21 protein-coding genes are annotated in these 25,877 nt (G+C 64.7%); all 21 read right to left on the bottom strand.

The window, feature by feature from the left end; translation table 11 throughout:
• Positions 1-28: 28 nt before the first annotated feature.
• The 21 genes from GFD25_RS10505 to GFD25_RS10405 all read right to left on the bottom strand — a co-directional run bounded on the left by GFD25_RS10505 (position 29) and on the right by GFD25_RS10405 (position 25,840).
• Positions 29-2,047, bottom strand: coding sequence for an ABC transporter ATP-binding protein (locus tag GFD25_RS10505; protein ID WP_163232618.1), 2,019 nt, complete (start codon positions 2,045-2,047; stop codon positions 29-31).
• Complete coding sequence (locus tag GFD25_RS10500; RefSeq protein WP_163232616.1) at positions 2,044-3,945, bottom strand: ABC transporter ATP-binding protein; 1,902 nt, start codon at positions 3,943-3,945, stop codon at positions 2,044-2,046. The genes GFD25_RS10505 and GFD25_RS10500 overlap by 4 nt, the downstream gene beginning before the upstream one ends.
• The gene (locus tag GFD25_RS10495; RefSeq protein WP_163232615.1) at positions 3,942-4,475 is read right to left on the bottom strand and encodes a MarR family winged helix-turn-helix transcriptional regulator; all 534 of its coding nucleotides are present in this window, start codon (positions 4,473-4,475) and stop codon (positions 3,942-3,944) included. Before GFD25_RS10495 ends, GFD25_RS10500 begins: the two co-directional genes overlap by 4 nt.
• Positions 4,476-4,687: 212 nt before the next feature.
• The gene (locus GFD25_RS10490) at positions 4,688-6,940 is read right to left on the bottom strand and encodes an exo-alpha-(1->6)-L-arabinopyranosidase (protein WP_163232613.1); all 2,253 of its coding nucleotides are present in this window, start codon (positions 6,938-6,940) and stop codon (positions 4,688-4,690) included.
• Between the two features lie 126 nt (positions 6,941-7,066).
• Positions 7,067-9,421, bottom strand: a complete 2,355-nt coding sequence (locus GFD25_RS10485; RefSeq protein WP_163232611.1) for a glycoside hydrolase family 3 N-terminal domain-containing protein — start codon at positions 9,419-9,421, stop codon at positions 7,067-7,069.
• 137 nt (positions 9,422-9,558) lie between these two features.
• Positions 9,559-10,200, bottom strand: coding sequence for a TetR/AcrR family transcriptional regulator (locus GFD25_RS10480; protein WP_163232609.1), 642 nt, complete (start codon positions 10,198-10,200; stop codon positions 9,559-9,561).
• Between the two features lie 64 nt (positions 10,201-10,264).
• The gene (locus GFD25_RS10475; protein ID WP_163232607.1) at positions 10,265-12,586 is read right to left on the bottom strand and encodes a beta-galactosidase; all 2,322 of its coding nucleotides are present in this window, start codon (positions 12,584-12,586) and stop codon (positions 10,265-10,267) included.
• 259 nt (positions 12,587-12,845) lie between these two features.
• Positions 12,846-14,363 carry an L-arabinose isomerase gene (gene araA, locus GFD25_RS10470; RefSeq protein ID WP_163232605.1) on the bottom strand — a complete coding sequence of 506 codons (1,518 nt, stop codon included), beginning with the start codon at positions 14,361-14,363 and terminating at the stop codon, positions 12,846-12,848.
• A 154-nt stretch (positions 14,364-14,517) separates the two neighbouring features.
• Entirely contained in the window at positions 14,518-15,210 is a 693-nt protein-coding gene (locus GFD25_RS10465; protein WP_033494540.1) for an L-ribulose-5-phosphate 4-epimerase, read from the bottom strand.
• A 44-nt stretch (positions 15,211-15,254) separates the two neighbouring features.
• A complete protein-coding gene (locus GFD25_RS10460) occupies positions 15,255-16,892 on the bottom strand; it encodes a xylulokinase (RefSeq protein ID WP_163232603.1) in 1,638 nt (545 codons plus the stop codon).
• A 215-nt stretch (positions 16,893-17,107) separates the two neighbouring features.
• Complete coding sequence (locus GFD25_RS10455; protein ID WP_163232601.1) at positions 17,108-18,223, bottom strand: LacI family DNA-binding transcriptional regulator; 1,116 nt, start codon at positions 18,221-18,223, stop codon at positions 17,108-17,110.
• 206 nt (positions 18,224-18,429) lie between these two features.
• On the bottom strand, positions 18,430-19,137 hold the full coding sequence (locus GFD25_RS10450) for a ribonuclease HII (protein ID WP_163232599.1): 708 nt from the start codon (positions 19,135-19,137) through the stop codon (positions 18,430-18,432).
• On the bottom strand, positions 19,137-19,940 hold the full coding sequence (gene lepB / locus GFD25_RS10445) for a signal peptidase I (RefSeq protein ID WP_163232597.1): 804 nt from the start codon (positions 19,938-19,940) through the stop codon (positions 19,137-19,139). The genes GFD25_RS10450 and lepB overlap by 1 nt, the downstream gene beginning before the upstream one ends.
• A 117-nt stretch (positions 19,941-20,057) precedes the next feature.
• Positions 20,058-20,423, bottom strand: coding sequence for a 50S ribosomal protein L19 (gene rplS / locus GFD25_RS10440; RefSeq protein WP_163232595.1), 366 nt, complete (start codon positions 20,421-20,423; stop codon positions 20,058-20,060).
• 330 nt (positions 20,424-20,753) lie between these two features.
• Positions 20,754-21,032: a hypothetical protein gene (locus GFD25_RS10435; RefSeq protein ID WP_163232593.1), complete on the bottom strand. Its 279-nt coding sequence runs from the start codon at positions 21,030-21,032 to the stop codon at positions 20,754-20,756.
• Between the two features lie 29 nt (positions 21,033-21,061).
• Positions 21,062-21,328 carry a hypothetical protein gene (locus tag GFD25_RS10430; protein ID WP_163232591.1) on the bottom strand — a complete coding sequence of 89 codons (267 nt, stop codon included), beginning with the start codon at positions 21,326-21,328 and terminating at the stop codon, positions 21,062-21,064.
• Between the two features lie 55 nt (positions 21,329-21,383).
• Entirely contained in the window at positions 21,384-21,620 is a 237-nt protein-coding gene (locus tag GFD25_RS10425; RefSeq protein ID WP_163232589.1) for a hypothetical protein, read from the bottom strand.
• A gap of 16 nt (positions 21,621-21,636) precedes the next feature.
• Positions 21,637-21,897: a hypothetical protein gene (locus tag GFD25_RS10420; protein ID WP_163232587.1), complete on the bottom strand. Its 261-nt coding sequence runs from the start codon at positions 21,895-21,897 to the stop codon at positions 21,637-21,639.
• 30 nt (positions 21,898-21,927) lie between these two features.
• Positions 21,928-22,182 carry a hypothetical protein gene (locus GFD25_RS10415; RefSeq protein ID WP_163232585.1) on the bottom strand — a complete coding sequence of 85 codons (255 nt, stop codon included), beginning with the start codon at positions 22,180-22,182 and terminating at the stop codon, positions 21,928-21,930.
• Between the two features lie 22 nt (positions 22,183-22,204).
• The gene (locus tag GFD25_RS10410) at positions 22,205-24,646 is read right to left on the bottom strand and encodes an FtsK/SpoIIIE domain-containing protein (protein WP_163232583.1); all 2,442 of its coding nucleotides are present in this window, start codon (positions 24,644-24,646) and stop codon (positions 22,205-22,207) included.
• A 21-nt stretch (positions 24,647-24,667) separates the two neighbouring features.
• Positions 24,668-25,840: a J domain-containing protein gene (locus tag GFD25_RS10405; protein WP_163232581.1), complete on the bottom strand. Its 1,173-nt coding sequence runs from the start codon at positions 25,838-25,840 to the stop codon at positions 24,668-24,670.
• Between the last annotated feature and the right edge of the window lie 37 nt (positions 25,841-25,877).

The following is a 25,877-nucleotide window of genomic DNA, read 5'->3' as shown; positions in this document are numbered from 1 at the left end:
TCGCGGGCGGGACGGCGGCATCATCGACCTACTCGAACTCCACGGCGCCCGTGTAGAGCTGGTAGTATTCCCCGCGCTGCGCGATGAGCTCGTCGTGCGAGCCGCGTTCGATGATGTTGCCGTGGTCGAGCACCATGATCACGTCGGAGTTGCGCACGGTGGACAGGCGGTGCGCGATGACGAACACGGTGCGTCCCTTCATAAGCGCGTCCATGCCGGCCTGCACGACCTCCTCGGTGCGGGTGTCGATCGACGAGGTGGCCTCGTCGAGGATCAGCGCCGGTGGGTCGGCGACCGCGGCGCGCGCGATAGAGATCAGCTGGCGCTGGCCTTGCGACAGGCCGGAGCCGTCGCCTTCGAGCACGGTCTGGTAGCCCTGCGGCAGCATGCGGATGAAGCCGTCCGCGTTCACGAGCTTCGCGGCCTGGATGCATTCCTCGTCGGTGGCGTCGAGCCGGCCGTAGCGGATGTTGTCCATCACGGTGCCGGTGAACAGGTTCACGTCCTGCAGCACGATGCCGAGCGAGCGGCGCAGGTCGGGCTTTTTGATGCCGGCGACCGAAATGCCGTCGTAGAGGATCTGGCCTTCCTGGATGTCGTAGAAGCGGTTGATGAGGTTGGTCACCGTGGTCTTGCCGGCGCCGGTGGCGCCGACGAGCGCGATCTTCTGGCCGGGCTTGGCGAACCAGGTGATGTCGTGCAGCACCGGCTTGTCGGGGTTGTAGCCGAAGGTCACGTTGGTGAAACGCACGTCGCCGCGCAGCAGCGTGTAGCGGCCGTCCGGCGAGGTGATCGCCTGCTCCTTGGCCTTGACGGCGACCTCACGGGCCGAGCCTTTGAGCTTTTCGGCGGCTTTGAGCGAACGGGTGCCGTCGTCGCCTTCCTCGCGCTTCCACGCCCAGTGGCCGGTCTCGTGGTCGACCTCCTTCATGGTGCGTCCGTCCGGGCCGAGTTCGACGTTGACGAGCGTCACGGTGCCGCCGTCCTCCTCCACGGGCGAGTCCATGAGCGCGAAGATGCGGGAGGCGCCGGCGAGCGCCATCATGACCATGTTGAGCTGCATGGAGACCTGGCCGAGCGGGTTGATGAACGATCGCGACAGGGTGAGCAGGGAGATGAGCGTGCCGAGCGTCAGCGTGCCGAAGCCCGACAGTCCGACGTTGCCGACCCCGCCGAGCGCCATCGCGCCGCCGACGATGGCAAGCAGGATGTACAGCATGTATCCCATGTTGCCGACGATCGGCATGGTGACGTTGCCCCAGGTGTTCGCCTCGGCGGCCGCCTCGAACAGCTCCTCATTCTTCTCGTCGAAGGTCTTCTGCGTGGCGTCCTCGTGGTTGAAGACCTTGATGACCTTCTGCCCGTTGACGGATTCCTCGACGAACGCGTTCACGTCGCCGAGCCACTGCTGCTGCTTGACGAAGTAGCGTCCGGCGCGGGAAACGACCTTGCGGATGATGAAGAACAGGAGCACGGTGAACAGCAGCACGAACACGGTGATCGGGATGGACAGCCACAGCATGGAGATGATGGCGGCGATCGCGGAGATCATCGACGCGAACATCTGCGGGAACGACTGGCTGATGGCCTGGCGCAGCGTGTCGGTGTCGTTGGTGTAGCGGCTCATGATGTCGCCGTGCTCGTTGGTGTCGAAGTAGCGGATCGGCAGATGCTGCTGGTGGGCGAACATGTCGTCGCGGATCTTCTTGAGCGTGCCCTGTTCGACGGTGACGATGAGCCACTGCCACAGCCAGCTCGCTGCGATGCCGGCGACGTACAGGCATCCCATGAGCGTGATGGCCCTCAGCAGCGGCCCCCAGTCGGGGTCGGCGGCGCCGACCATCGGCAGGATGTACGTGTCGATGAGCGACTGGAGGAACAGCGCCGAGCCGGCCTGCGCGGCGGCGCCGACGAGGATGCAGACCACGATGGCGACGACGCGCCAGCGGTATTGCATGATGTAGCCGAAGATGCGCTTGGTGGTGCCGGGCGCCGGCTTGCCCATGCCCGGCTTGCGATCCTTGAAGTTCTGCTTCGCGTCGCTCATCGCGCTTCTCCTTCCTGTTCGTTCGCGCGCACCGCAGCGGCTTCCTTGGCCGCGGCCGCGTCGAGCGCGGCCTGTCCCTCGGCGGTGTTCTTGGTCTGGGATTCGTAGATGGACCGGTATTCGTCGCAGGTGGCGAGCAGCTCGTCGTGCGTGCCGCGGGCCATGATGCGGCCGTTGTCCATGACGAGGATCATGTCGGATTCCTGCACGGAGGCGACGCGCTGGGCGATGATGATCTTGGTCGTGTCCGGGATCTCGTTATGGAACGCGGCGCGGATCAGCTTGTCCGTCTTGGTGTCGACGGCGGAGGTCGAGTCGTCGAGGATCAGGATCTTCGGCTTCTTGAGCAGCGCACGCGCGATGCATAGGCGCTGGCGCTGGCCGCCGGAGACGTTGGTGCCGCCCTGTTCGATGTACGTGTCGTACTTGTCGGGGAATTCCTGGATGAAGCCGTCGGCCTGCGCGAGCTGGCAGGCGTGGCGGATCTCCTCGTCGGTGGCGTTCGGGTTGCCCCAGCGCAGGTTCTCGGCGATGGTGCCGGAGAACAGCACGTTCTTCTGCAGGACCATCGCGACCTGGTCGCGCAGGACTTCGAGATCGTAGTCGCGCACGTCGATGCCGCCGACCTTGAGCGAGCCGGCGCTGACGTCGTACAGACGCGGGATGAGCTGCACGAGCGAGGACTTGGCCGAACCGGTGCCGCCGACGATGCCGACGGTCATGCCGGAGCGGATGTCAAGGTCGATGTCGTCGAGCACCGGCTTTTCCGAGCTGTCGGAGTAGCGGAACGTGACGTGGTCGAAGCGGACCGAACCGTCCGGGACCTCCATGATCGGCCGCTCCGGATCGGTGACGGTGCTTTCCTCCTGCAGCACCTGGCAGATGCGTTCGGCGGAGGCCTGGGAGATGATGATCATGACGAAGATCATCGACAGCATCATCATGGCCATGAGGATCTGCATCGCGTACGTCACCAATGCGGTCAGGTCGCCGGTGGTCAGGCCCAGCGCGGCGTTGTTGCCGGAGGCGACGATCTGCTGCGCGCCCATCCACGAGATGAGGATCATCGACGCGTAGATGCAGAACATCATGATCGGGCTGTTGAAGCTCATGATGCGTTCGGCCTTGGTGAAGTCCTTGAAGATGCGCTGCGAGATGCGGTCGAACTTGGAGATCTCGTAAGATTCGCGGTTATACGATTTCACGACGCGAACGCCCTGCAGGTTCTCGTCGACGACGTTGTTGAGCGCATCGTAGGTGTGGAACACGCGCTCGAACACCGGGTGCACGAGCACCGCAAGCCCGCACAGGCCGATGGCCAGGATCGGCACGCAGGCGAGGAACACGAGCGAGATCGACGGCGAGATGCGGAACGAGAAGATCCATGCGACGACGACCATGATCGGGGCGCGCACACCCATGCGGATCATCATGCCGTAGGCGTTCTGCAGGTTAGTCACGTCGGTGGTCAGACGGGTGATGATCGAACCGGTGGAGAACCGGTCGATGTTGGTGAAGCTGAAGCCCTGCACCTTCTCGAACTGGTCGCGGCGCAGGTTCTTGGCGAATCCGGCGGCGGCGATGGCGGCGAACTTGCCGGCGAGGAAGCCGCAGGCGAGCGAGACGAGAGAACAGACAAGCAGGATCAGTCCGAACTTGACGATGGCCGGCATGCTGCCGCCCGTGATGCCCTGGTCGATGAGCGAGGCCATGACCGTGGGGATCACGATCTCCAGGATGCTTTCGATGAACACGAACAGCGGCGCGAGCAGGCTTTCCTTCCTGTACTCGCGCATCGATCCGGCGAGTGTGCGGATGATATGCTTCGGCCGGTCCGGCTCGACGGCCTTGCGCGATCGTTCGATGGCCGCTTCGGTGGCGGCTGCGTTATCGCTCATTTGCTCTCCTCCTTCGTATTGTCGGCGTTGTCGGGTTCCTTGTCCGGCGATGGCGCCGTATGTGCCAAAGGAACCGCATGTTGTTCAAACTCGTGTTGCGCCTCGTTGATGTTCGCGCGCATGCGTCGGATGCATTGGCGCAGCGTCTCCTGTTCCAGCGGACTCAGCCCCGCGACCAGCAGCCGTTCCGTCCGTTCGCCGTTCGCCTTGAGGTCGGCGACGATCCCGTCGGCCTTGTCGGTGAGCACGATGCGTTTGAGCCTCGCGTCGTGCGGCACCGGCTCGCGCACGATCAGCCCTTTTTTCTCCATCAGCGCGAGCACACGGGATGCGGTGGAACGGGTGATGCAGAACTTCTGCTCGATGGTGTGCTGGTAGATCGGCTTGTCGCGGTTGCGGGCGAGGAACAGGATGATGTGGGCGTTGCCTCCGGTCGCGTCCCTCGCCGATTCCGGCATGCTTTCGCCCAGATACCGGTCCACGGCCTTGGAGAGCATGCGCATTTCGATGCTGAGGACATGCTGGTCCATATGCCTCCCGTCACGATGTTGGTCCTGCAACAGTCCCACATGAAACTGTTGTATATGCAACATAGAAGACTAATACATCCCACATACAACAGTTGCACATGCAACAATCCGCGTGTCGCATCCCCGCCACCCGCGCGACCGCATCGCCACAACGAGCGGGGCCTGCGACGGGCGATCCGTCGCAGGCCCCGTCATACGACGACCCGGCTGATCTACTTGGTCAGCTTCGCGTACTCATTGAGCATGAATTCGGTGATCGACAGGCCGCCTTCGCCGACCACCATCGACATCGAATTGATCGGCGAGCTCATGAGGAATATGCGCATCATGGGGTCGCCCGGCAACTTCGGCATCTCGCCGCGCTCCCCCGCGGCCTCCAGCGCCGCGACGACCTTCGCGCCGACCGGATCGGCCGACCATTCGCCGAACGTCGACCAGTCGTCGAGCGGCATGGCCTTGCCGTCGCCGTCGAGCGCGACCGGCACCGTCGCCACGATGTCGCGCGAGCTGACGCCCACCTCGATCATGTATTCGCCGGCCTCCACATGCCAGTCGTCGAACTTCTCGGACCAGTACGCGAACGCGCGCGAATCCAGTTCGACGGCCACGTCCCGTGATTCGCCGGGCGCCAGCGACACCTTGGCAAATCCCTTGAGTTCGTGCCGCGGCCGCGCGACGTCGGCCTTGCCGGGCGCGACGTACACCTGCACGATCTCGGCGCCGGACACCGCCCCCGTATTGGTCACCGTCGCGCGCACCGTCACGTCGTTCGCCCCGGAACGCGTCGCCGTGACGTCCGCGATGTCGAACGTCGTGTAGCTCAGTCCGTAGCCGAACGGATAGTCGACCGTCTTGCCGAACATGTCGTAGTAGCGGTAGCCGACGAACACGCCTTCGCCGTAGTCGACGTGTCCTTCCTCGCCGGGCCAGTTCATCATGGTCGGATCGTCGTCGATGTCCAGCGGGATGGTCTGCGCCAGCTTGCCCGACGGACTCCGGTCGCCGAACACGATGTCGGCCACCGCCGCGCCGCCGGCCTGTCCGAGCAGCCACGATTCGAGGATGCCCTTGGCCTGCGATGCCCACGGGGAAACGGAGACGACGGAACCGTTGGACAGGATGACGACCACGTTGGCGTTGACCGCGGCGACCTGGCTCAGCAGTTCGATCTGCTTGACGGGCAGGTCGATGTTCGTGCGGTCGAAGCCCTCGGATTCGGCCGCCTCCGGCAATCCCATGAACATGAGCACGACGTCCGCGCCCTTGGCCGCGTTCACGGCCTGCGATTCGAGCGCGGGATCGGCGGGTGCCAGATCGAGCGTGAAGCCGGGCGCGAAGGTGACGTCGGCCCCTCGTTCGGCGGCCGCGTCGAGGAACGAGGTCATCCTCGTGGGCGTGATGTGCGAGGATCCTCCGCCCTGATAGCGCGGGGTGCGCGCGAATTCGCCGATCACGGCGATCTTCGCGCTCTTGCTGACCGGCAGGATCGCGTCCTCGTTCTTGAGCATCACGATCGATTCGGCGGCCGCGCGGCGGGCGATGTCGTGGTGCGCGTCCACGTCGAAGCGGTAGCCGTCGCGGCTCATCGCGGGGCGGGCCTTGTCGGCGAGGTCGATCATGCCCTGCGCCATGGCGTCCAGCTGCGACGGCTGGATGCGGCCGTCCCTCACGGCGGCCACGATCCTGTCGTCGGTCCCGGTCGGCGGCATTTCGAGGTTGAGTCCGGCGTTGAGCGAGGCGACGCGGTCATGGTCGGCGCCCCAGTCGGACATGACGATGCCCTCGAAGCCCCATTCGTCGCGCAGCACGTCGGTGAGCAGCCAGCGGTTCTGCGCGGAGTGCACGCCGTTGATCCTGTTGTACGAGCACATGACCGTCCACGGCTGGGCGGTCTTGACGATGTATTCGAACGCCGGCAAGTAGATTTCTCGCAGGGCGCGCGGCGAGATGCGCGCGGAGATGCGCAGACGGTCGGTTTCCTGGTTGTTGGCGGCGAAATGCTTGAGCGAGGTGCCCACGCCCTTGGATTGCACGCCTTCGACGATGCCGACGGCCTCATGCCCGGCCAGGTACGGATCCTCGGACCAGTATTCGAAGCAACGGCCGCCGAGCGGATTGCGCTTGATGTTGACGCCGGGCCCGAGGATCACCGCGACCTTCTCCTGCACGCATTCCTCGCCCATCGCCTCGCCCACCTCGCGCACGAGGTCCGGGTTCCACGAGCTGGCAAGACCGGCCGCGGGCGGAAAGCAGGTGGCGGGCACGGAGTCGTTGAGGTCGGTCTCGCCGGTCGGTTCGGAGTTCGCCTTGCGCAGGCCGTGCGGCCCGTCGGTGATCATGTATCCCGGTATGCCCTTGGATTCGATGCCCTGCAGGTGCCAGACGTCGCCGCCGGAGGTCAGGGACGCCTTCTCCTCCACAGTGAGGTCCGTGACGGACGGCAGGGATTGTTCGTTTTCGCTCATGTCAGCCCTCGTTTCGTCGTGACGATGATCGGCCGAGGAATGCGGTCGCGATCGCGTGGCTCGTCGTCGGGCCCACGATCGCGGCCGCATGTCGGCAGGTGACGGTTAGCGATTATTGTGCCGCATTCACGCGACCGCGAACGTCACGGTCTTGAGATCGTCGCGGCGCGACGAATGGCCGATGAGCAGTTCGAAGTCGCCGGGTTCGACGATGCGGCGCGCGTCCGGATCGACGATCGTGCAGTCGGAGACGGGGATGTCGAACGTGACGGTCGCGCTCTGTCCCGGCTCGAGCGTCACGCGACGGAACGCCTTGAGTTCGCGGTCGGTCCAGCTGTACGAGGTGACGACGTCGCTCACGTACGCCTGCACGACCTCGGTGCCGGCCCTCTCGCCGGTGTTGGTCAGCGTGATCTCGGCGTGCACGGTGTCGCCGACCGAGAACGCGCCGTCATCGCCCGTCGCGCCGCCGGTGATCGTCGGCTCGCCGTATGCGAACGTCGCATAGCCTTCGCCCTCGCCGAACGCGAACGCCGGATCCTGCGTGAGGTCGGCGTAGCGGTCGCCGTGCTGGCCGCGGATCTGGTTGTAGTAGACCGGCAGCTGGCCGGCGTGGCGCGGGAACGTGATCGGCAGCCTGCCGGACGGGTTGAACTGGCCGAAGAGGATTTCGGCGATGGCCCGACCGCCTTCCATGCCCGGGCTGGGCGCCCACAGGATCGAGCCCGCGCCGGCCGATGGGTCGTTGCAGCGTTTGGCGAACACGTCGTTCGCGCCGACGATGGATGCGGGCAGGATCTGCGGCTTGGAGCTGATGAGCACGGTGACCATGGGCTTGCCGGTTTCGCGGCTGACGGCGGCGAGCGCGTCGAGCAGCGCGTTCTGCCCGCCGAGCAGGTCGAGCGTGGCTGTGGAGCAGGTTTCGCCGACGAGCTGGACGACGTCGCCGATCACGGCGACGATCACGTCGGACTTGCGGGCGTTGTCCACGGCCTCGTCGATCAGCGTGCGGTCGACGGGCGCGTTGACGGCGACCTTCGGGCGGGGCTGGCCGTCCGGGAAGAATTCGCCGGCCGGATCGGGCACGAGGTCGACGACGTTCGCGCCGCGCGAGTACACGACGTCGCAGTCGTCGCCGGCAAGTTCGCGGATGCCGTCGAGCACGGTGGTGATCATCTCGCGCGGCTGGCCGTCGGGCATCCAGTTGACCTGGCCGGAGCTGCCGGCCCAGTCGCCGAGCTGGTTCTGCGCATCGTCGGCAAGCGGGCCGATCACGGCGATGCGGTGCGCGGACCCGGCCGCGAACGGCAGCGCGCCATCGTTGCGCAGCAGCACGACGGATTCGCGGGCCAGGTCGAGATTCGTCTGCCGGTGCTTTTCGGAGCCGATCACGGTGGCGATGCGCGCTTCGTCGGGCAGACGCGGATCCTCGAACAGGCCGAGGCGGAACTTGACGGCGAGGATGCGCGAGACGGCGTCGTCGATGAGCGATTCGTCGAGCAGACCGGTGCGCACGGCTTCGATCGCGCCCTCGTAGAACTGCGGCGTGGTCATGACGAGGTCGTTGCCGGCCCTGACCGCGTCGGCGGCCGCGTGCACGTAGTCCGGTTTGATCTTCTGCTCCCAGACGGAACGGCCGACGTTGTCCCAGTCGGTGATGAGCATGCCGCGGTAGTTCCATGCCCCGCGCAGCTTGTCAGTGAGCAGCCACTTGTTGAACGTGACCGGCACGCCTTCGATCGACTCGTAGCCGAGCATGAACGTGCCGCAGCCTTCCTTGGCGACGCGTTCGAACGGCGGCAGGAACCAGGATTCGAGTTTGCGGTGGCTCAGGTCGGCTTCGGAGGCGTCGCGGCCTCCCTGCGTTTCGGAGTATCCGGCGAAATGCTTGGCGCAGGCGAGGATCGCATCCTTGGGCAGCGGTTCGCCGGCCTTGGCGCCGCCCTGGTAGCCGCGCACGATCGCGGAGGCGAGTTCGCCGATCAGCGTCGGATCCTCGCCGAACGTCTCGCCGACGCGGCCCCAGCGGGTGTCGCGCGCGATGCACAGCACCGGGGAGAACGTCCAGTGCACGCCGGTGCAGGAGACCTCCTCGGCGGTGGCGCGACCTGCGGCCTCGATCTTGTCCGGATCCCAGCTGGCGGCCATGCCGAGCTGTTCGGGGAAGATCGTCGCGCCCGGCCAGAACGAGTAGCCGTGGATGCAGTCGTCGCCGATGACCAGCGGGATGCCGAGTCGCGTCTTCGTGTTGACGAGGTCGACCGCCTTCGGCAGGTCGGCGGGGCTGGTGTGCAGGATCGATCCGACGTGCTTGTTGACGATCAGGTCCTCGAGATCGGCGCTTCGCGCGTCGAGCTGCATCATCTGGCCGACCTTCTCCTCGAGCGTCATGCGGCCCACGAGGTCGTCGATGCGCTCGGCGTCGGGCAGACCGGGATCGCGGTACGGCAGAGTTGCGGCGTTTTCGTTGGTGTCGCTCATGGCGGGGCTCGCTTTCTTCGGTGAAATCGTGACGGTATCGAACGACGATTTAATTACCAGTTGGTAGTTTATCGCGTCGACAGTCACGACACACGGACGTCGCCATGCACGCCCCTCGCCGGCAGCCGGCGATCGGCTCAGCGATACCCGTCCCACGTCGGAGACGGGAACAGCAGCCCTTCAAGATCACGCCACTCCTCGTTGAGGTCGATCACGGGCTCGCGCAGCCATCGCAGCTGCACGCCGTCCATCGTCTCCATCGCGCGGCGCACGACCGGGCGCATGCGCTCGTCCCACGAACCGATTTCGGGCGGGATGCGCCAGTCGAACGACGAGTAGTAGTTCCAGATCTCGTCGGCGCGGCCCGCAAACTCGTCGTGCAGCGGATGCGCCGGGTTGAACGATTCGACCTGCAGCATCGAGAACAGCTGCACCAGCTCGCGCCGGGCGGAGTTGAACCGCACGAGGAACCGCAGGTACGCGGGGAACCGCAGGTCGTCGGCGTCCGATCCCGGCAGTCCGGAACGCATGAAGTCGTCGACGTTGCCGGTCACGTTGTAGTTGTCGCGGTACACCATCGCCAGCAGGTTGTCCTTGCTGCCGATGTAGCGCAGCACGCCCTGCTTGGTCACGCCCACCGCGTCGGCGACGTCCTGGATGGAGATGCCGTTGTAGCCGCGCTCGGAGATCAGGCTTACGGCCGCGTCGAGGATCTCCCGCCGCCGCTCCTCGGGAGCCTTGCGGACGCGCCTGGGCCGCTCTGGTGCTGATGATGCCATAACTGCCCAGTGTAGCGCCGGGAAGACGCACCGGCCGACCGGCACGACGCGGGCCACGCCGCGATCAGCCGGCGACCACGACAAGATTCCATCGGGGAAGGACGAGGGCGTCGCCCAGCGAGATCACATCGCCTTCGCGTAGGGCGAGCGCCGCGGTGGCGGATTCGTCCACCAGACCGTTGGTGGCGATGACCTTCGGCGCGACGAGCACCTCGCCGGAGACCGGACTGGCGAACGCCACAGGCTCGGCGGAGTAGTTGAGCAGATAGGTCACCGTTTCGCCGCGGGCGTTCACACCCTGGCGCACCGCGACCGCCGAAGGAGGCACGGGAGCGGAATTCCCTCCATTACCGGCTTCGCACGTTCCATGGTTCGCGCGCCCCGCAACGGTCTCCTCGGCAGCGACCCCGGCATCGGAAATCCGCTTCACCGGCAGCGTCGTTATGCCCGCGGCGTCCAATGCCTCGTGCATTACGACGCGCGTCGTGTCCGGATCGAGCACGGTGCCGATCCATTCGGCGGTGCCTTTGCCGAACGCGTGGCGGGTGATCGCCGCGTAATCGGCCCATGCGTAGTGGCCGTAGCGCGCAAGCACCTGCGTGGCCGAGGAACCGGCCGTATCGCCGCCATCGATGCCGCCGAAACCATCCCCGGTCGAGAACGCGTCGTCTCCGTTCGGCTTGAGCAGTTCGATCAGCGTGTCCGCCTGCGCGTCCGGCAGTCCGGCGAACGCGCCGGCGCCGCCGTTGCCGGATCTTGAGCCGTCGCCCGCGAACACGACCGGCACACGTCCCTTCGGCGGCGTGAACTGGTTGTAGCTCATGCCGAACACGTCGGTCAGCCGGTGCGGAGCGCGATCGTGCCATACGGTCGTCTCCTCGTCGGCGACGAACGAACGCAGCGTCGAGAGCAAATGACCGCCGTTCGCCACGTACTCGCGCAGCCGCGTGATCGTCTCGTCGGACGCGCAGTACAGCACGGGCGTCACGATCACCTCATATGCCGCCAGCCGCTCGGCCGGCGCGTCGGCCGGCAGGAAATCGCATTCCACATTGAGCTCGAACAGCGCGTCGTACATGCGGCGCACCACGTCGTTGTAGTCGGCGCCGCCGCCCCAGCGGGTGCCGCTGCCGATGCGGAATCCCTCAAGCGCGCTCAGCGCCTCGTTAGACACCATGATCGCGACGCGGTTGAGCTTGCGCAGGTGCAGCAGACGTCCGCCGATCTCGGGCCGCGCGATCTCGCGCCCGAACACGCCCGCCTCCTCGTAAGTCGGGTTCGGTTCGAGATCGTGGCTCAACAGGCCCTTCCAATACGTTTCGAACGAGTTGTGGATGGAATGCCAATGCCAGTATTCGACCATGTCCGCACCGGACGCGAGATGCGAATACGCCTGCAGTCGCATCTGTCCGGGGAACGGCAGCCAGCCGTGGTTGCCCTGCGCCTCGGTTTCGAGCACGAGGTAGTTCGCGCCGTTCTTGAGCGAGCGGGCGAGATCGCCGCCGAATGCGATCTCCTTGCCGGTCAGGTCGTCCTGTGTGGGATGGTAGATGTCGCAGCCGGCGATGTCGAGCGTCCGCGCGGCCTCGAAGTGGTTGACGGCCGGCTGGATGCCGTACGAACCGCCCTTCCAGCCGAAGTCGAAGTTCTGCGTGACGAACTGGTCGTCGCGCGCGTATTCGCGCACGATCGACGCCTGCCAGTCGAGGAACTCGGCGACCTGCGTGCGACGGAAGCGGTCGAATTCTCCGCGCAGCGACTGGTTGATCGCGTTGGTGACGTCGGGGAAGTCCTCCCACGCGTTGATGCGGTTCGACCAGTAGTCGAGCCCGAACCGCGCGTTGAGCTCGTCGAGATCGTCGTGGAACTTGCCGCGCAGGTACTTGACGAACAGCGACTGCATGTCCCGGCTGACGCAGTCGTAGTACTTGGTTTCGTTGTCGACCTGATAGCCGATGACGGCCGGATGGCCGGCGACGTGCGCGATGAGCCTGCGGATGACGCGTTCTGCATAGTACCGGTAGGAACCGTTGACGATGTCCATGATCTGCCGCGGGCCGTATTTGCCGGGGCCGTTCGGCGTGACGGCGAGCACGTCGGGATGCATGCGCACGAGCCAGGTCGGCACGGCGTAGGTGGGCGTGCCGACGATGACGCCGATGCCGTGGCGGCGCGCACTATCTAACGCACGGTCGATATGGGAGAAGTCGAAGACTCCCGGTTGCGGCTCGCAGGTGCTCCACGTCGATTCGGCGATGCGGATGACGTTGATGCCGATATGGTTCATCATCGCCATGTCGGCATCGATCCGATCGAGGCCTCTTGGCATGTATTCGTCGTAATAGGCCGCACCGAACAGGAAACGGTCCACCGTCTGTTTTCCCATGTCTGCTCCTTTGCAACATTGCGCCATGCGCTTGATCGCGCCGGCCGCACCATATGCGGCAGGGCCGTCCGACGCGATACGTGTCGGACGGCCCTACGGTCGGTCACCGCTCATGAATCAGTGACGGCTTGCCGGCGCTGATTGACGGAATCATCAGTGACGGAGTCATTAATGAGATGCGTGCGGCCTCTAGGCGCACCGAGGGAAGGCGTACGAAGGTACGTCGACCGAGGAGCAACGACGAGGACGCTCCATCTCATTAATGACGGTTGTCGAGACGGTGGTACATCTCGGACAGCTCCAGTTCCTTCTCGAACTGGCGGGCGTTGGTGTCCTCGTCGATGACGGCGAGTTCGACGCCGGCGATGCGGGCGAAGTCCTCCCACGCCTCACGGCCGACGGAAGTGGTCATGCAGGTGTGGTGCGAACCGCCGGCGGTGATCCAGCACTGGACGGCGGTCTTGAGGCTCGGCTGCGGCTTCCAGACGGCGCGGGCGCACGGCAGCTCCTTGAGGGAGCCCTGCGGCTCGACGACGTCGACGACGTCCATGAGCAGGCGGAAGCGCTCGCGCACGTCGGACATGGAGACGACGACCGCGTCCTTCTTCGGCTTGCCGGAGAAGACCAGGCGCACCGGGTCGGCCTTGCCGCCGATGCCAAGCGGGTGGATCTCCAGCTTCGGCTTGGCGATGGTGCCGATGGCCGGGGAGACCTCGAGCATGTGGGAGCCCATGTCGAGCTCGTCGCCTTCGGTGAAGTTGTAGGAGTAGTCCTCCATGAGGGAGGCGCCGCCTTCGAGGCCGTAGCCCATCACGGCGCCGATGCGCACGAGCACGGAGGTCTTCCAGTCGCCTTCGGCGGAGAAGCCCCAGCCGTACTCGGACGGGAAGCGCTGCGGGCCGACGCCCGGCAGCTGCGGCAGGGCGCCGAGGTCCTCGAAGTTGTCGACGCCGGCGGTGCAGCCGTTCTCGCGCATCATGTTGACCATCGCGGCCTCTTCCTTGGCGGCGATGAACAGGGAGTCGTACTTGGCGTCGAGCAGGGCCGGGTCGATGTCGTACTTGGCCTTGTAGTCCTCGATGATGCCCTTGACCTGATCGTCCTTGACGGCCTCGTACGCGGCGACGAGCTCGTTGACGGCCCAAGTGTTGATGGAGGCGCCGAACACGCGCTCGGCTTCGGTCTTGTCGCCTTCGGTGACGGCGACGTTGCGCATGTTGTCGCCCCAGCGCATGACCTTCATGTTGTTGGAGGCGTCCCAGCCGGCGCAGGCGCGGGCCCAGGTGCCGACCTTTTCGGCGACCTCCGGGTCGGTGTAGTGGCCGACGACGATCTTGCGCTTGATGCCGAGGCGGGAGACGATGTAGCCGAACTCACGGTCGCCGTGGGCGGCCTGGTTCAGGTTCATGAAGTCCATGTCGATGGTTTCCCACGGGATCTCCTTGTGGTGCTGGGTGGCCAGCTGCAGCAGCGGCTTGGTCAGCACTTCGAGGCCGCGGATCCACATCTTGGCCGGGGAGAAGGTGTGGCACCAGGTGATGACGCCGATGACGTTCGGGTTGGCGGACGCCTCGACCATGAACTGCTTGACGCCGTCGGAGGACTTCAAGGTCGGCTTGAGGACGATCTTGGCCGGGATCTTGCCGGTCTTGTTCAGGTAGTCGACCATTTCGTTGGCGTGGATGGCGACCTGGCGGAGCGCTTCCTCGCCGTAGAGGTCCTGCGAGCCGACGCCGAACCAGATTTCCTTGCCCTCGAAGGGGTTTTCGAATGCCATATCAGGCTCCTTTTGTACTTCTTTGTGGAAAAAATTACTTGCTCAGTGCTGGCGGAGTCAGCGATGACGTGATGCGTGCGACTCCAAGGCGCGGGAAGCGAAGGCGTACGAAGGTACGTCGAGCTTCCCGCAACGCAGGAGGCGCTCCATCACGTCAGTGCTGACCGTAGACGTTCTGGTAGCGGTCGTTGAGCTTGTCGATGTCGGCCTGCGGGATCTCGATGATGTCGCCGAGCTGCTTGGCGGCCCACATGGTGTGCGCGACTTCCTCGGTCATGGCGGCGGCCTTGACGGCGGCTTCCGCGTCCTTGCCGATGGTGAACGGGCCGTGGTTCTGCATGAGGACGGCCGGGGACTTCGGGTACTTCTTGAGCGTTTCGACGACGCCTTCGCCGATGGCCTCGGAGCCGATGAGACGGAACGGGCCGACCGGAACCGGGCCGCCGAACTCGTCGCCCATCATGGTCAGGCCGCACGGGATGTTCTGGCCGGTGGCCGCCCAGGCGGTGGCGTAGGTGGAGTGGGTGTGCACGACGCCGTAGACGTTCGGCATGTGACGGTAGATGTACGCGTGGGACGCGGTGTCGGAGCTCGGGGCCTCGGTGCCGTCGACGACGTTGCCGTCAAGGTCGCACACGACCATCGAGCCCGGGGTCAGGTACTCGTAGCGCACGCCGGATGGCTTGATGACCATGAGGTCGGCGGTGTGCAGACGCTGGGAGACGTTGCCGGCGGTCCACACGACGAGATTCCACTTGATGAGCTGCTCGTGCAGGGTCGCGACGACCTCGCGCACCTGCTTGACTTCGGCGCGCACTTCCGGGCCGTAATCGGCGAGAGTTGCCATTGGTTTGTTCCTTTCGGTTCGAATGATTGACGTGGGTTGACGGATCAGTTTTCCAGAGGGATCGCGGCGACGGCGGCCTTCTCGATCGGCAGACCCTTGGAGAAGCGGCCGAAGAAGGTCTCGAATCCGACGACGTCGCGCGCGTCGGGGATCTCGGTGACGGAGGACGCGTCCTTGAACACGCGGCCGTCGAGGTAGTCGGCGAGGTTGGTGCGGTCCTCGTTGGCGTGCCACAGGTAGTCGGCGAGCACGGCCATGCCCCATGCACCGCCCTCCGAGGCGGTGGCCATGACCTTGATCGGCGTGTTGAATGCGGCGGCGAGGATCTTCTGCGCGACCTTCGGCGTGGTGAAGATGCCGCCGTGGCCGACGAGCGAGTCGATCTGGACGTGTTCGTTCTTGGTCATCACGTCCATGCCGATCTTGACCGGGCTGAACGCGCTGAACAGCTGGGCGCGCATGAAGTTCGCGAGGTTCATGTGCGCTTCGGGGCTGCGGGCGAACAGCGGGCGTCCCTCTTCGAGGCCGGCGAGGAATTCGCCGGAGCGGAACGGGTAGTTGATCAGGCCGCCGCAGTCGCGGTCGGCGTCGTCCGAGATCGCGGTGCGGAACAGCGTGCCGTACAGCGTGCCGGCATCGACCGGGGTGCCGAGCGCTTCGGCGAACTGGCCGAACAGGTTGACCCAGGCGTTGAGGTCGGAGGTGAAGTTGTTGGCATGGCTCATGCCGGCGAGGTCGCCGGCCGGCGTGGTGACGAGGTCGACTTCCGGGTGCAGGCGCTCGAGCTTGTGTTCGAGCACGACCATCGCGAAGATCGAGGTGCCGGCGGAGACGTTGCCGGTGCGCACGCGCACGGAGTTGGTGGCGACCATGCCGGTGCCGGCGTCGCCTTCCGGCGGCGCGAGCGTGATGCCGGGCTTCAAGGTGCCGCTCGGGTCGAGCAGCAGCGCGCCGGCTTCGGTGAGCGTGCCGGCCGGGGTGCCGGCGACGAGCGGGGTCGGCAGCAGGTTCTCGAGCTTCCACGGCTGGGCGGCGACTTCGGGCAGCGCGTCGAACTTCTCGATGAAGGAGGTCTCGTAGGTGTGCGTGGTCGGGTCGATCGGGAACATGCCGGAGGCGTCGCCGACACCGAGCACCTTTTCGCCGGTGAGCTTCCAGTGCACGTATCCGGCCAGCGTGGTGAAGTACGCGACCTTGGAGACGTGGCTTTCCTTGTTGAGCACGGCCTGGTACAGGTGCGCGACGGACCAGCGTTCGGGGATGTTGTACTGGAACAGCTCGGACAGCTTCTCGTGGGCCTCGTGCGTGTTGGTGTTCTGCCAGGTGCGGAACGGCACGAGCAGCTCGCCGTCCTCGTCGAAGGCGAGGTAGCCGTGCATCATGGCGGAGAAGCCGATGTGGCCGACCTTGGTGAGCTGTTCGCCGTAGGCGGTGTGCACGTCGTTGGCCATGGCGGCGTAGGCGCTTTGCAGGCCCTTCCAGATCTCCTCGAGCGAGTAGCTCCACAGGCCGTTTTCCAGGTGGCTGGCCCAGCTGTAGTCGCCGGACGCGATGGTGGCGTACGTGTCGTCGATCAGCACGGCCTTGATGCGGGTGGAGCCGAATTCGATGCCGAGCGAGGTCTTGCCCGCGCGGATCTTCTCGGCGATGGTCGCGACCTGATCGGTGTCGTTGGTTGCCATACTTTCGATCTCCTTGTGCCTAGCGCCGAATCCGCCTCGTCGGGGAATTGTTAGCGCTCACTGTTAACGTTCACGATTGTAGCGTGAGTTATGCCAAAGCTCAACTTCGACGTGTCTTGTGTCGATAACGGGTTATCGGGGCGAATTATGGCCGCCGCCCCATGCGGCTTCCGCCGACGCGCCACGCGGGCGCGCGGACGGCACCTCCCCGAGCGTCAGCGCCGCGCGGCCGGGCCGAGCGAGGACCGGCTGATCACCTTCGCCGGGATCAGCCCCACGCCATGCGCGGACGAGGCGAACGCGACCTCGTCGCCCGCCCCCAGCAGATGCAGCGCCTCGCGCATCGCCACCGATCCGAGCTGTTCGAAATCGGGACGCACGGTCGTCAGCGGCGGATACATGTTGTCCATCGCGGGCATGTCGTCGAATCCGACCAGGCTCACGTCCTGCGGGATGCGGATGTCATGCTCGTGCAGCGCACGCGCCACGCCGACCGCCTGGCTGTCGTTCGCGCACACCACGACGGACGGCAACGCGCCGCCCGACTGCCCGATCGACTCGAGCAGATGGTTCATGCGTCTGTACGCCTCGGACGAATCCCATGTCTCGCAACGCACGGTGACCGAGCTGATCGACTTGGCGCGCGACAGCTTCACCCACGCGTCCAGTCGCGTGGCGGCGTCGCGCCACTCGCCGGGACCCGCGAAATACAGCGCCCTGTGATGCCCGTACTCCCCCAGCAGACGCACGACCTCCTCCATCGCGCCCCACTGGTCGATGCCGACCATCGAGACCTTGCCGTGGTCGCGCGAACGAATAAGCCGCTGGCCTTCGCTGATGCTGAGCGCGCCGTGCGTCGAGGTGACGAACACGCGCGGCTGGTTGACCTGCGTGCGGCATGCCGCCTCGAACATGACGTCGGTGGGGGTAAGGAAGATGAACGCGTCCACGTTCTGCTCATTGAACGTGCCGCACAGCTCCTCGAATTCGGACTGCGTGCACAACGCCTCGTGCACCATCATCACCGACATGAACAGGCCATGCTGCCGCGCGAGGCCCTCGATCGACGAAATCGCCGAGATCGGGCCGAAAAAGCGCATGCCGCCGGCGATCAGGCCGATCGTGCGCGACCTGCGCGAGGCGAGCGCGCGCGCGGAATTGCTGGGATGATAGTCGAGCTGCTTGATCGCGGCCTGCACCTTGGCGCGGGTCGCGTCGGAGACGTCGGGCGAATCGTTGATCACGCGCGAGACGGTCTGGTGGCTGACGCCCGCCAGCTTCGCCACTTCGAACATCGACGGACGCTTGTTGCCGCTACGGCTGCTTCCCATACGTCAAACCTCCCGCATGTCACGCTGCTGTACCGTTTTTCAGCATACCGCGTCGGTACGCGCAACACGGTGAGAACGCTCACATTATGTGCGCGGGAAAGTGAGTTTCACCGTTCGGCATCATCGTGCGAGACAACGTATCGCATCCGCACCGCCTTCACCTGCCATTCCGGCCGAACGCAGCGAGTGAAGAGGAATCCCGCCCTTCACGCGAGCTTCCAGCTGACCCGATGCAGGTCGCTCGGCCCGTACTCGGCGATGGCGTCGCGGTGGGCGGCCGAACCGTACCCCTTGTTGTGGTCCCATGCATACGGCGCGTATGCCGGATCGCCGTGCGCGAGATCGACCATGAGCCGGTCCCTGGTGACTTTGGCGAGCACCGCGGCCGTGGCGACCGTGGCGCAGTGGCGGTCGCCTTTGACTTTGGTGACGATCGCGGGTGCAACCGGCACCGCGGGCGCGTCGAACGTGCCGAGAGCCTTGGTGATGTAGTCGTACGGACCGTCGAGGATGCCGGCGACGGCGACCGGCGAGCCAGCGCTTTCCTGCCCGGTGATGCCGAGCGTCTGTTCGAGATCGTCGACCGCGCGCAACGCGGCGACGCCGAGCGCGTAGCCGATGCCCCACTCGTCGATCTCGCGGTTGCTGGCCTGTCCGATGGCCCATGCGGCGCACCAGGACTGCAACGGTTCGAAGATCGCCTCGCGGCGGTGTTCGGTGAGCATTTTGGAATCGGCGACGCCATCCGGCACGTTCAGTGTCGGCAGGTCGCGCGATCGGATCGCGGCCGCGCCGACCATGACCGGACCGGCGAGCGCGCCGCGGCCGACCTCGTCGAATCCGATGATCAGATCGGCCCCTTGCGCGGCCAGTTCGCGCTCCAGTTCGAGCGTTGGCACTTCGCTGATCGCCATCACCGCTCCTTTCCGGTATCGGACATGTCCGCTGACTCGTTCATTGACGCACCCGCCGCCGTGTCCGTTGACGCATCGGGCACGTCGGCGAACACGTCGCGGTGGTCGGCCATCGCGCCGACCCGGTCGAACGGCCAGTATCGGCCGATGGCCACGCCGACGACGTCGCTTACGGGCACAAGGCCGTGTTCGCTGTCGTCCTGATGGTAGCGCGAGTCGGCCGAGTTGGCGCGGTTGTCGCCCATGACGAACAGGTGTCCTTCCGTGACCTCGACGCGGAACGGGAATGCGCTCGGGTCGACGCCGTCGCGCAGGTACGCGCTTTCGTCGATCGCGACGCCGTTGACGGTGACCGGATGGCCTGCTCCCGCGCATGCGACCACGTCGCCGGGCATGCCGATGAGCCGTTTGATGAGATATTCGTCGCCGAACGCGTTGCCGTCTTCGGCCGGAAGCCAGTCGGCGGGATCCTTGAACACGATGATGTCGCCGCGATGCAGCGGGACGAGATGCGTCATCGTCTTGACGGTGGCGATCTTGTCGCCCGGGCGGATCGTGTCGAGCATCGATCCGGAGGGAATCACATAGCACCCGATGAGGAGGATGCGGACCAGCAGCACGACAAGTATCGGGATGCCGCACCACACGAGGATGTCGTGCCGCAGCGAGCCACGAGAGTCTTTGCCCCGCGCCCCGTCGCCGTTTCCGGAGACGCCCGAACGTTGCTCGTCAACGCCGGGCAGCGGCGAAGGATCCACGCCATGGTCGGCCACCATCAGCGTGTGCCGGTCGTTCGACTGCATGCCGTGCTCCTTGCCGAAAATGTCGTTCGGGATTGTCGTCAGCGTCCCATCATACGCAACAGCCCGGTACCGCGACGAACGGTACCGGGCTGCATGTGCTGTCCTATGCGATCAGACTCACTTGGCGGAGTTGTCGCGGCGCTCGACGATACGAGCGGCCTTGCCGCGCAGGGAGCGCAGGTAGTACAGCTTGGCGCGACGCACACGACCACGACGAACCAGCTTGATGGAGTCGATGGACGGGGAGTGCACCGGGAAGCGACGCTCCACACCGGTGCCGAAGCTGATCTTGCGCACGACGAAGGTCTCGCGCAGGCCGGCACCGTGGCGGGCGATGACCACGCCGGTGAAGGTCTGGATACGGGAGTTGTTGCCTTCCTTGATCTTCACGTTCACGTCGACGGTGTCGCCGGGACGGAAGGCCGGGATTTCCTCGGCCGGCTTCAGGTGCTTGGCGTCAAAAGCCTCGATGGCGTTAACCATGATGGTTCCTTAGTCACTGCCGCATATCAGTCACAGTCAGGGCCTGCCTTCCGCGCATTGCGCACGGCTGCGGCGGCCGAATCGTATTCCCTCGGGTTTGCCCTCGGGACGCCTGCCAATCCGCCGGAAGACTGGCCTCGGCGCAAGGCGCGCGGCCGTCCGGCTGGACCCGTGGAGAGACCGGCTTATGCGGCGACCCGCCTCTCGACACAGCAAAGCACAAGTCTATGGCGACTTACGGACAGAGACGTGCGGACAGAGACGCCCGGAACGCGCACACCGTTGCGCGTTCCGGGCGGACACCGACGACCCCCATCGCCGCCGTCCGCGTCATCGTCCGCGCGCCGCACGTGCGCGACGGTCCGCATCATCCTCGTATTCGCGGATGCACGCCGCCACCAGTTCCCCGGACACGGACAGATCATCCATGATGCGGTCGCAACGGCGCGAGGCACGCTGTACCGCATCATGGATCCGCCCCGATGGCCCAGACCCGGCGGTGCCGAATGCCTTGGCCTCGGCTATGAGGCCGTGGCGCATGACATCGATCCGGGCGGCGAGCCCTTTGAACTCCTCAAGCATGAACCGCGCATAATCATCATCGCTCATGGCGAACCCCTTCCAGGCAATGGCATGATTCACATGCCCAACTGACGCTCGTACGCCTCCGCCTGTTTCGCGATGTCGCGAAGTTCGATGGCCAGCATGCCCAGATCGCCGGCGGTGTTGTCCAATGCGGATACCGCCGACGACAAGGAGGGCACGTTTGCCTCCACGAACCACTGATACAGGTCGCCGGCATACTGTTCGAGCGTGCCTTTGACCGCACCTGCCACTTGGCTATCGGACTCGGCATTGGCGCCCATGCGCCGGAGCATGTTCTGACGGTCCTGAATCAGGCTCATGACACCGTCCTCCGTTCGTACGTGAGATACGTCCTATATACGGCCGAGAAACGGTTCACAGGTGGTCGCTCAGCACACCAAGACGCTGGTCGGCGATGGACAGCGCGTCCATCGCCTGACGGTATTTGTCCCGAACCTGCGACAGCTGGTCGATGAATTCCTTGTCGCCGCCGAATTGTTCGGTGAGCGTCTTGATGTCCTGCTCGGCTTCGTCCCGTTTGATCATCATCAACGAGAACTGACGGCCGATGCGACCTCTCACGTCCGCGATGTATGCTTTCACATCATTCATGATTCCGCACCTCCCGTCACGACGCCAGCCGGTTGCTGTAGGTCGCCATCTTCGATTCCGCTTCCCGCAATGCGGACGCCACATCATTCAGCTCGCTCGCGGCATCGTTCAGGATGAACGCGGCCCGTTCTCCGGTGGCGCTGCCTGCCAGCTGGGTATTGACCTCGGAGGCCAGCTGCGCAAGCACATCATGCATGTTCTTCGCGTACCGGGCGCCTTCGACGGCCTTGTTGGCGATGCCCTTCAATATGTTCTGTTTGTCCTGCAGTATTCCCATGTCGGTTCCTTTCGTTATGGGATTGATGGTTTACAACAGATTGTCTCGTAGCTGTTTCAGTTGTTCCTTGGCTTGGTACAGCACCTCGCCGGCCTTTGAATACAGGTCGCGCGTGGTGCCCATGCTGTCGATGAACCCCTGCACGTCGCCGCTTCGCGCGCCGCTGAACGCCGTGGTCAACGTTCTGATGTCGTTCTGCAGATCCGTCTGGCGACTGACGAAGACCTTGTTGTAGTCCTCCAGCCGGGATATGTAGTCATCGATAAGCCGGACGACTTCATCCATATGTGCTCCTTTCCGTTGCGGCTCAGTATCCGAACAATGCCGAGGTGATGCGCCGCCGCGTTTCCTGATTCGCCGGCGCGTACGGGATGACCGTCACCGGTTCGGACAGATACGTGCTGTCGGCCACGAACGCACGGTTGTCCCGCGCCTTCCACGAGACGAACGGACCCAGCTGTCGCTGTACGTCGCGTTCGTCCAGCCGCAGCATGATCTTGATGTCGAAGTATCCGTTGTTGCCGAAGCCCACATGGGACTCGAACATGCTGGTTTTGAGCCACCAGCCGAGCACGTGCACGCCTTTTGCCGGCCCGTCCTTGATCAGTCTGCCGAAACTGTTCGGCATGTCGGCCACCTTGTCGAGGCCGAAGCCGATCAGGTAGACCAGATCGTCCTCGTCCGTGCGCGAGCCCAACGAATCGGCGAGATCATCGACCACCGAACCCAATCCGTCACGTTCCACGCGTTCGATGGGGAATCCGATGGACTCCATGAACTGGTAGAACCCGTTCATGTCATTGCGCCGCGCGATGTCCGCTTCGGTCAGATCGCATATGATGAACCGCGCATTGCCCTTGGTGTTGCGTACGGCGAGCGCGATCGCCGCGTTCTGCAGCAGACCGACCGCGGCGTTGACGCGGGATGCTCCCTGTGCGTCCTGCGTATCCGCGGACGATGCGTCATCCGCGACCGACCCGATGCCGGTCACCTCCTCGGCGTCGACCGCAGCATCGTCGAATTGTTCCTCGCCGGCTCCGAATACCGCGAGGTTGCGGCCGGAGTCCTCGCCGAAATCCAGTCTCAGCGCGGTGCCGCCCACGGAGATGCGCTCCCCGACGAACAGTTCCGGACGCCCGCCGCGCGAAGCGAGCAGATCGTCCGCCGCCGCATCCAGACGAATGGTTTTCGTACCGTCGTACACATACGGCGGCCTCGTGAAATTCCGCGCATGCAGCCACCAATTGCACCGCAGCCCGGCAAGTACCTTGTCGTCGGCCCATGCCACGGAAACCTTGCGGTTCGAGGCGATGGCACCGTAATCGAGGTTCACGATGGCCTGACCCATGTGCAGGTCGGCGGCGGCCGTGTTGCCCAGGCCGAGCGTCGCCTCGGATTCGCGGACGGAATTGCGGTGCGCCATGCGGATCGGCGTCTGCGCGAAGATGTCGGAATCCTTGCTCAGCGCGATGCCGCTGGCGATGGTCTGCGAGGCGAGGATGAAGTGGATGCCCGCCGCGCGGAACAGTCGGGTGGAACGCGAGAGCATGTCCACGACCTCGCGCGCCGTCGCCTTGTCGTCGAGCATCATCTGGAACTCGTCGATCACCACGACGATGCGCGGAACCACGGCGCCCGTGGCTTCGCGGTACTGCTTGATGTTCTGGCATCCGTGCCGTTTGAACAAGCGCATGCGCCGTTGGTACACGGCGTAGAGATGCTGCAGCACGGCCATGCCGAACTCGACGTCGCTTTCCAAGCCGAGCGCGCGGACGTGCGGCAGGTAGTCCTGATGGTCGATGTTCGCGTATTGGCGCAGCGTGACGCCCTCCTTGAAATCAAGGAGGTACAGCTCGAGTTCGCGGGGCGAGTACCGTTGGCACAGGCTGTGGATGATGACGGCGATGAGGTTCGACTTGCCCTGGCCGACGGCGCCGGTGATGAGCGCATTATGCAGCTGTTCGCGGTTGGAGCCGATGGTCACGCGTGTGGTTTCGAGGCCGTACATGCCGACGTCGAAGGTCACGCCGTCGGTGCTGTTGCCCGTCCACATGGCCTGCGGCGACGTATCGCACACGTCTTCGAACAGCACCGGATCCATCGTGGACTTCGCGAATCGTTCGGCGAGATCGGTGCAGGAGTCGATGATGACGTTCGAGGCGACGTTCGGGGTCGGCGCGGCGCCCGTGGCGATGACCCGGCATTTGCTCGACAGGAATACGACGCTCGGGTCGTCCGGGGTGGGCGAGACGACCAGGAAGGTGACGCCCGCGTCCGGACCGGCGGCCATCAGGATGGACAGCAGTTCCTTGGTATGGTCGTCGAGCATGTACATGTCGGCGGTGATGACGACCAGGATGTAGCTTTCCACCCGTTTGCCGGTGGCCGCGCGAAAGTCGAGCAGCGAGTGCTGGCGGCCCTGGATGACGGTGTGCACGCCGTGGATGTGCTGCTCGAGTTTGTCGCAGTAGTCGGTCAGTTCCTTTTCCGTGATGAGCACGCGCAGCAGATGATCGCTCTGCAGGCCGGCGAAGGGGGCGGCGACGCCGCGCAGGTTGTAGTCGAACACGACGAGTTCCAGCTCGCCGGGATCGGTGCCGAGCAACGATTTGAGCATGACTTCCTGTGCAATGCGCACGGTGCGGGGACTGTAGTCCTCTTCAAGCCAGATGTTGCCGCGGCCGATCGCGTCGACCGGCAATCCTTCCCGGCCGAGCGTGATGCGCTCGGCCACGTTCAGCGTCGCCATGATGAGCCAGCCTTCAGTGAATCAGTTGCCCATTTGGGAGGTGATCCAAATGGCCAACAGGCCGAGTGCCATATTGGCGAATAGCCAGAGAGCCGTACGCCCCGTGCCAATGGCGTGACCGAAGCTGTCTTCCGGCAGATTGTTCAGATTGCCCGGAATCTTGTCCCCGGTCAGGATCCAAGACATCACCATGATGAGAAGCGCGGTACCCAGCACCGCACCGATCGGGCCGCCGACGCCGCACAGGATGAAGAATATGACCAGGCAAAGGACATTGACGATGATCGGCTTCCTCATCGCCTCCTTTTCGCCGCCGAGCGCGTCATCGATATTCCTGATATTGGATTCGATATCGGATTTTGTGCCGCGTACCAGCTCTTTGAAATCCGAACTGGGGTTCTTCACCCTCGCATTGAGTCTTTCCACCGTACGAAGCAGCGATTGGCACCCTTCACGTATCGAGGCGAGTTCTTCTTTGGTCTCCTTCGTGTAGCTGATGAATCCATTGCCCATGACGGCATTGAAACGGTTCTCGAGCTGAACGCCTTGGTTGGTCAGGACGTCATGAAGGTCCATCTTCACCAAAGTCTCCTGCGCATAATCCACTATCGCCTGATTGCCTTGGGCCTGTCCCAGTTCGGATGCCTTCTGGTACTGGGTTCTGGCCCTGTCATCGTCATCTTTGCTCCAGTACACGTCGCCACGCGCCGCGTAGCCGAAGGCATTATCCGGGTCAAGCAGGATGGCCTGCGTGGCGGCTCGCTCCACTCGGTTCCAATCCGCCCCTTCGTCGAGGCTCTCGTAGATCAGAATCGCGGCATCCCACACCTCGGGGTTATCCGCCTGCTGCTGTTCGGCCTGTTCGATGGCGGCCTCCGCCATCTTGACGTCGCCGTCCTGAATGTACTGTTGAGCGACCTGCAGCCAGTCGCGTTCGCCTTCCTTGACCCACGTCTTCTCGGGCGTGTCATTCAGGCTCTGGTCATACGCCGCACGAGCCGCAGCATCGAGCAGGGTCTTCTCGGCTTCGCCGATGAGCTTGACCTTGTTCTGGGCTTCGGCGCCGATCGTGCCGCCGCGTGAGGCACGGTTCGACCAGATGGTGCGCTGCTTCTTGATGGCGGCACGGATCTCGTCGGCGCCGGCCTCCCGCGCGACGCCGAGAAGCTCGTAATAATTTACCTTCTCTGCCATGATGGCTCCTTCTTCTTATGGTCTATTGATCGAGCAC

Source organism: Bifidobacterium aerophilum (genome assembly GCF_010667685.1).
Taxonomy (GTDB): domain Bacteria; phylum Actinomycetota; class Actinomycetes; order Actinomycetales; family Bifidobacteriaceae; genus Bifidobacterium; species Bifidobacterium aerophilum.
The sequence above is the reverse complement of the archived record's forward strand: the minus strand, read 5'-3'. Positions and strand labels throughout refer to the sequence as shown.

What these genes read in the sequence shown, in the direction of transcription:
- GFD25_RS10465 (WP_033494540.1), bottom strand. Translation starts at nt 15,210, where the DNA reads ATGGCAACTCTCGCCGATTACGGCCCGGAAGTGCGCGCCGAAGTCAAG.
- GFD25_RS10405 (WP_163232581.1), bottom strand. Translation starts at nt 25,840, where the DNA reads ATGGCAGAGAAGGTAAATTATTACGAGCTTCTCGGCGTCGCGCGGGAG.
- GFD25_RS10425 (WP_163232589.1), bottom strand. Translation starts at nt 21,620, where the DNA reads ATGAATGATGTGAAAGCATACATCGCGGACGTGAGAGGTCGCATCGGC.
- GFD25_RS10435 (WP_163232593.1), bottom strand. Translation starts at nt 21,032, where the DNA reads ATGAGCGATGATGATTATGCGCGGTTCATGCTTGAGGAGTTCAAAGGG.
- GFD25_RS10415 (WP_163232585.1), bottom strand. Translation starts at nt 22,182, where the DNA reads ATGGATGAAGTCGTCCGGCTTATCGATGACTACATATCCCGGCTGGAG.
- GFD25_RS10485 (WP_163232611.1), bottom strand. Translation starts at nt 9,421, where the DNA reads ATGAGCGACACCAACGAAAACGCCGCAACTCTGCCGTACCGCGATCCC.
- lepB (WP_163232597.1), bottom strand. Translation starts at nt 19,940, where the DNA reads ATGCAGTCGAACGACCGGCACACGCTGATGGTGGCCGACCATGGCGTG.
- GFD25_RS10410 (WP_163232583.1), bottom strand. Translation starts at nt 24,646, where the DNA reads ATGGCGACGCTGAACGTGGCCGAGCGCATCACGCTCGGCCGGGAAGGA.
- araA (WP_163232605.1), bottom strand. Translation starts at nt 14,363, where the DNA reads ATGGCATTCGAAAACCCCTTCGAGGGCAAGGAAATCTGGTTCGGCGTC.
- GFD25_RS10420 (WP_163232587.1), bottom strand. Translation starts at nt 21,897, where the DNA reads ATGGGAATACTGCAGGACAAACAGAACATATTGAAGGGCATCGCCAAC.
- GFD25_RS10460 (WP_163232603.1), bottom strand. Translation starts at nt 16,892, where the DNA reads ATGGCAACCAACGACACCGATCAGGTCGCGACCATCGCCGAGAAGATC.
- GFD25_RS10430 (WP_163232591.1), bottom strand. Translation starts at nt 21,328, where the DNA reads ATGAGCCTGATTCAGGACCGTCAGAACATGCTCCGGCGCATGGGCGCC.
- GFD25_RS10450 (WP_163232599.1), bottom strand. Translation starts at nt 19,137, where the DNA reads ATGGCGATCAGCGAAGTGCCAACGCTCGAACTGGAGCGCGAACTGGCC.
- GFD25_RS10500 (WP_163232616.1), bottom strand. Translation starts at nt 3,945, where the DNA reads ATGAGCGATAACGCAGCCGCCACCGAAGCGGCCATCGAACGATCGCGC.
- GFD25_RS10475 (WP_163232607.1), bottom strand. Translation starts at nt 12,586, where the DNA reads ATGGGAAAACAGACGGTGGACCGTTTCCTGTTCGGTGCGGCCTATTAC.
- GFD25_RS10455 (WP_163232601.1), bottom strand. Translation starts at nt 18,223, where the DNA reads ATGGGAAGCAGCCGTAGCGGCAACAAGCGTCCGTCGATGTTCGAAGTG.
- rplS (WP_163232595.1), bottom strand. Translation starts at nt 20,423, where the DNA reads ATGGTTAACGCCATCGAGGCTTTTGACGCCAAGCACCTGAAGCCGGCC.
- GFD25_RS10505 (WP_163232618.1), bottom strand. Translation starts at nt 2,047, where the DNA reads ATGAGCGACGCGAAGCAGAACTTCAAGGATCGCAAGCCGGGCATGGGC.
- GFD25_RS10490 (WP_163232613.1), bottom strand. Translation starts at nt 6,940, where the DNA reads ATGAGCGAAAACGAACAATCCCTGCCGTCCGTCACGGACCTCACTGTG.
- GFD25_RS10495 (WP_163232615.1), bottom strand. Translation starts at nt 4,475, where the DNA reads ATGGACCAGCATGTCCTCAGCATCGAAATGCGCATGCTCTCCAAGGCC.
- GFD25_RS10480 (WP_163232609.1), bottom strand. Translation starts at nt 10,200, where the DNA reads ATGGCATCATCAGCACCAGAGCGGCCCAGGCGCGTCCGCAAGGCTCCC.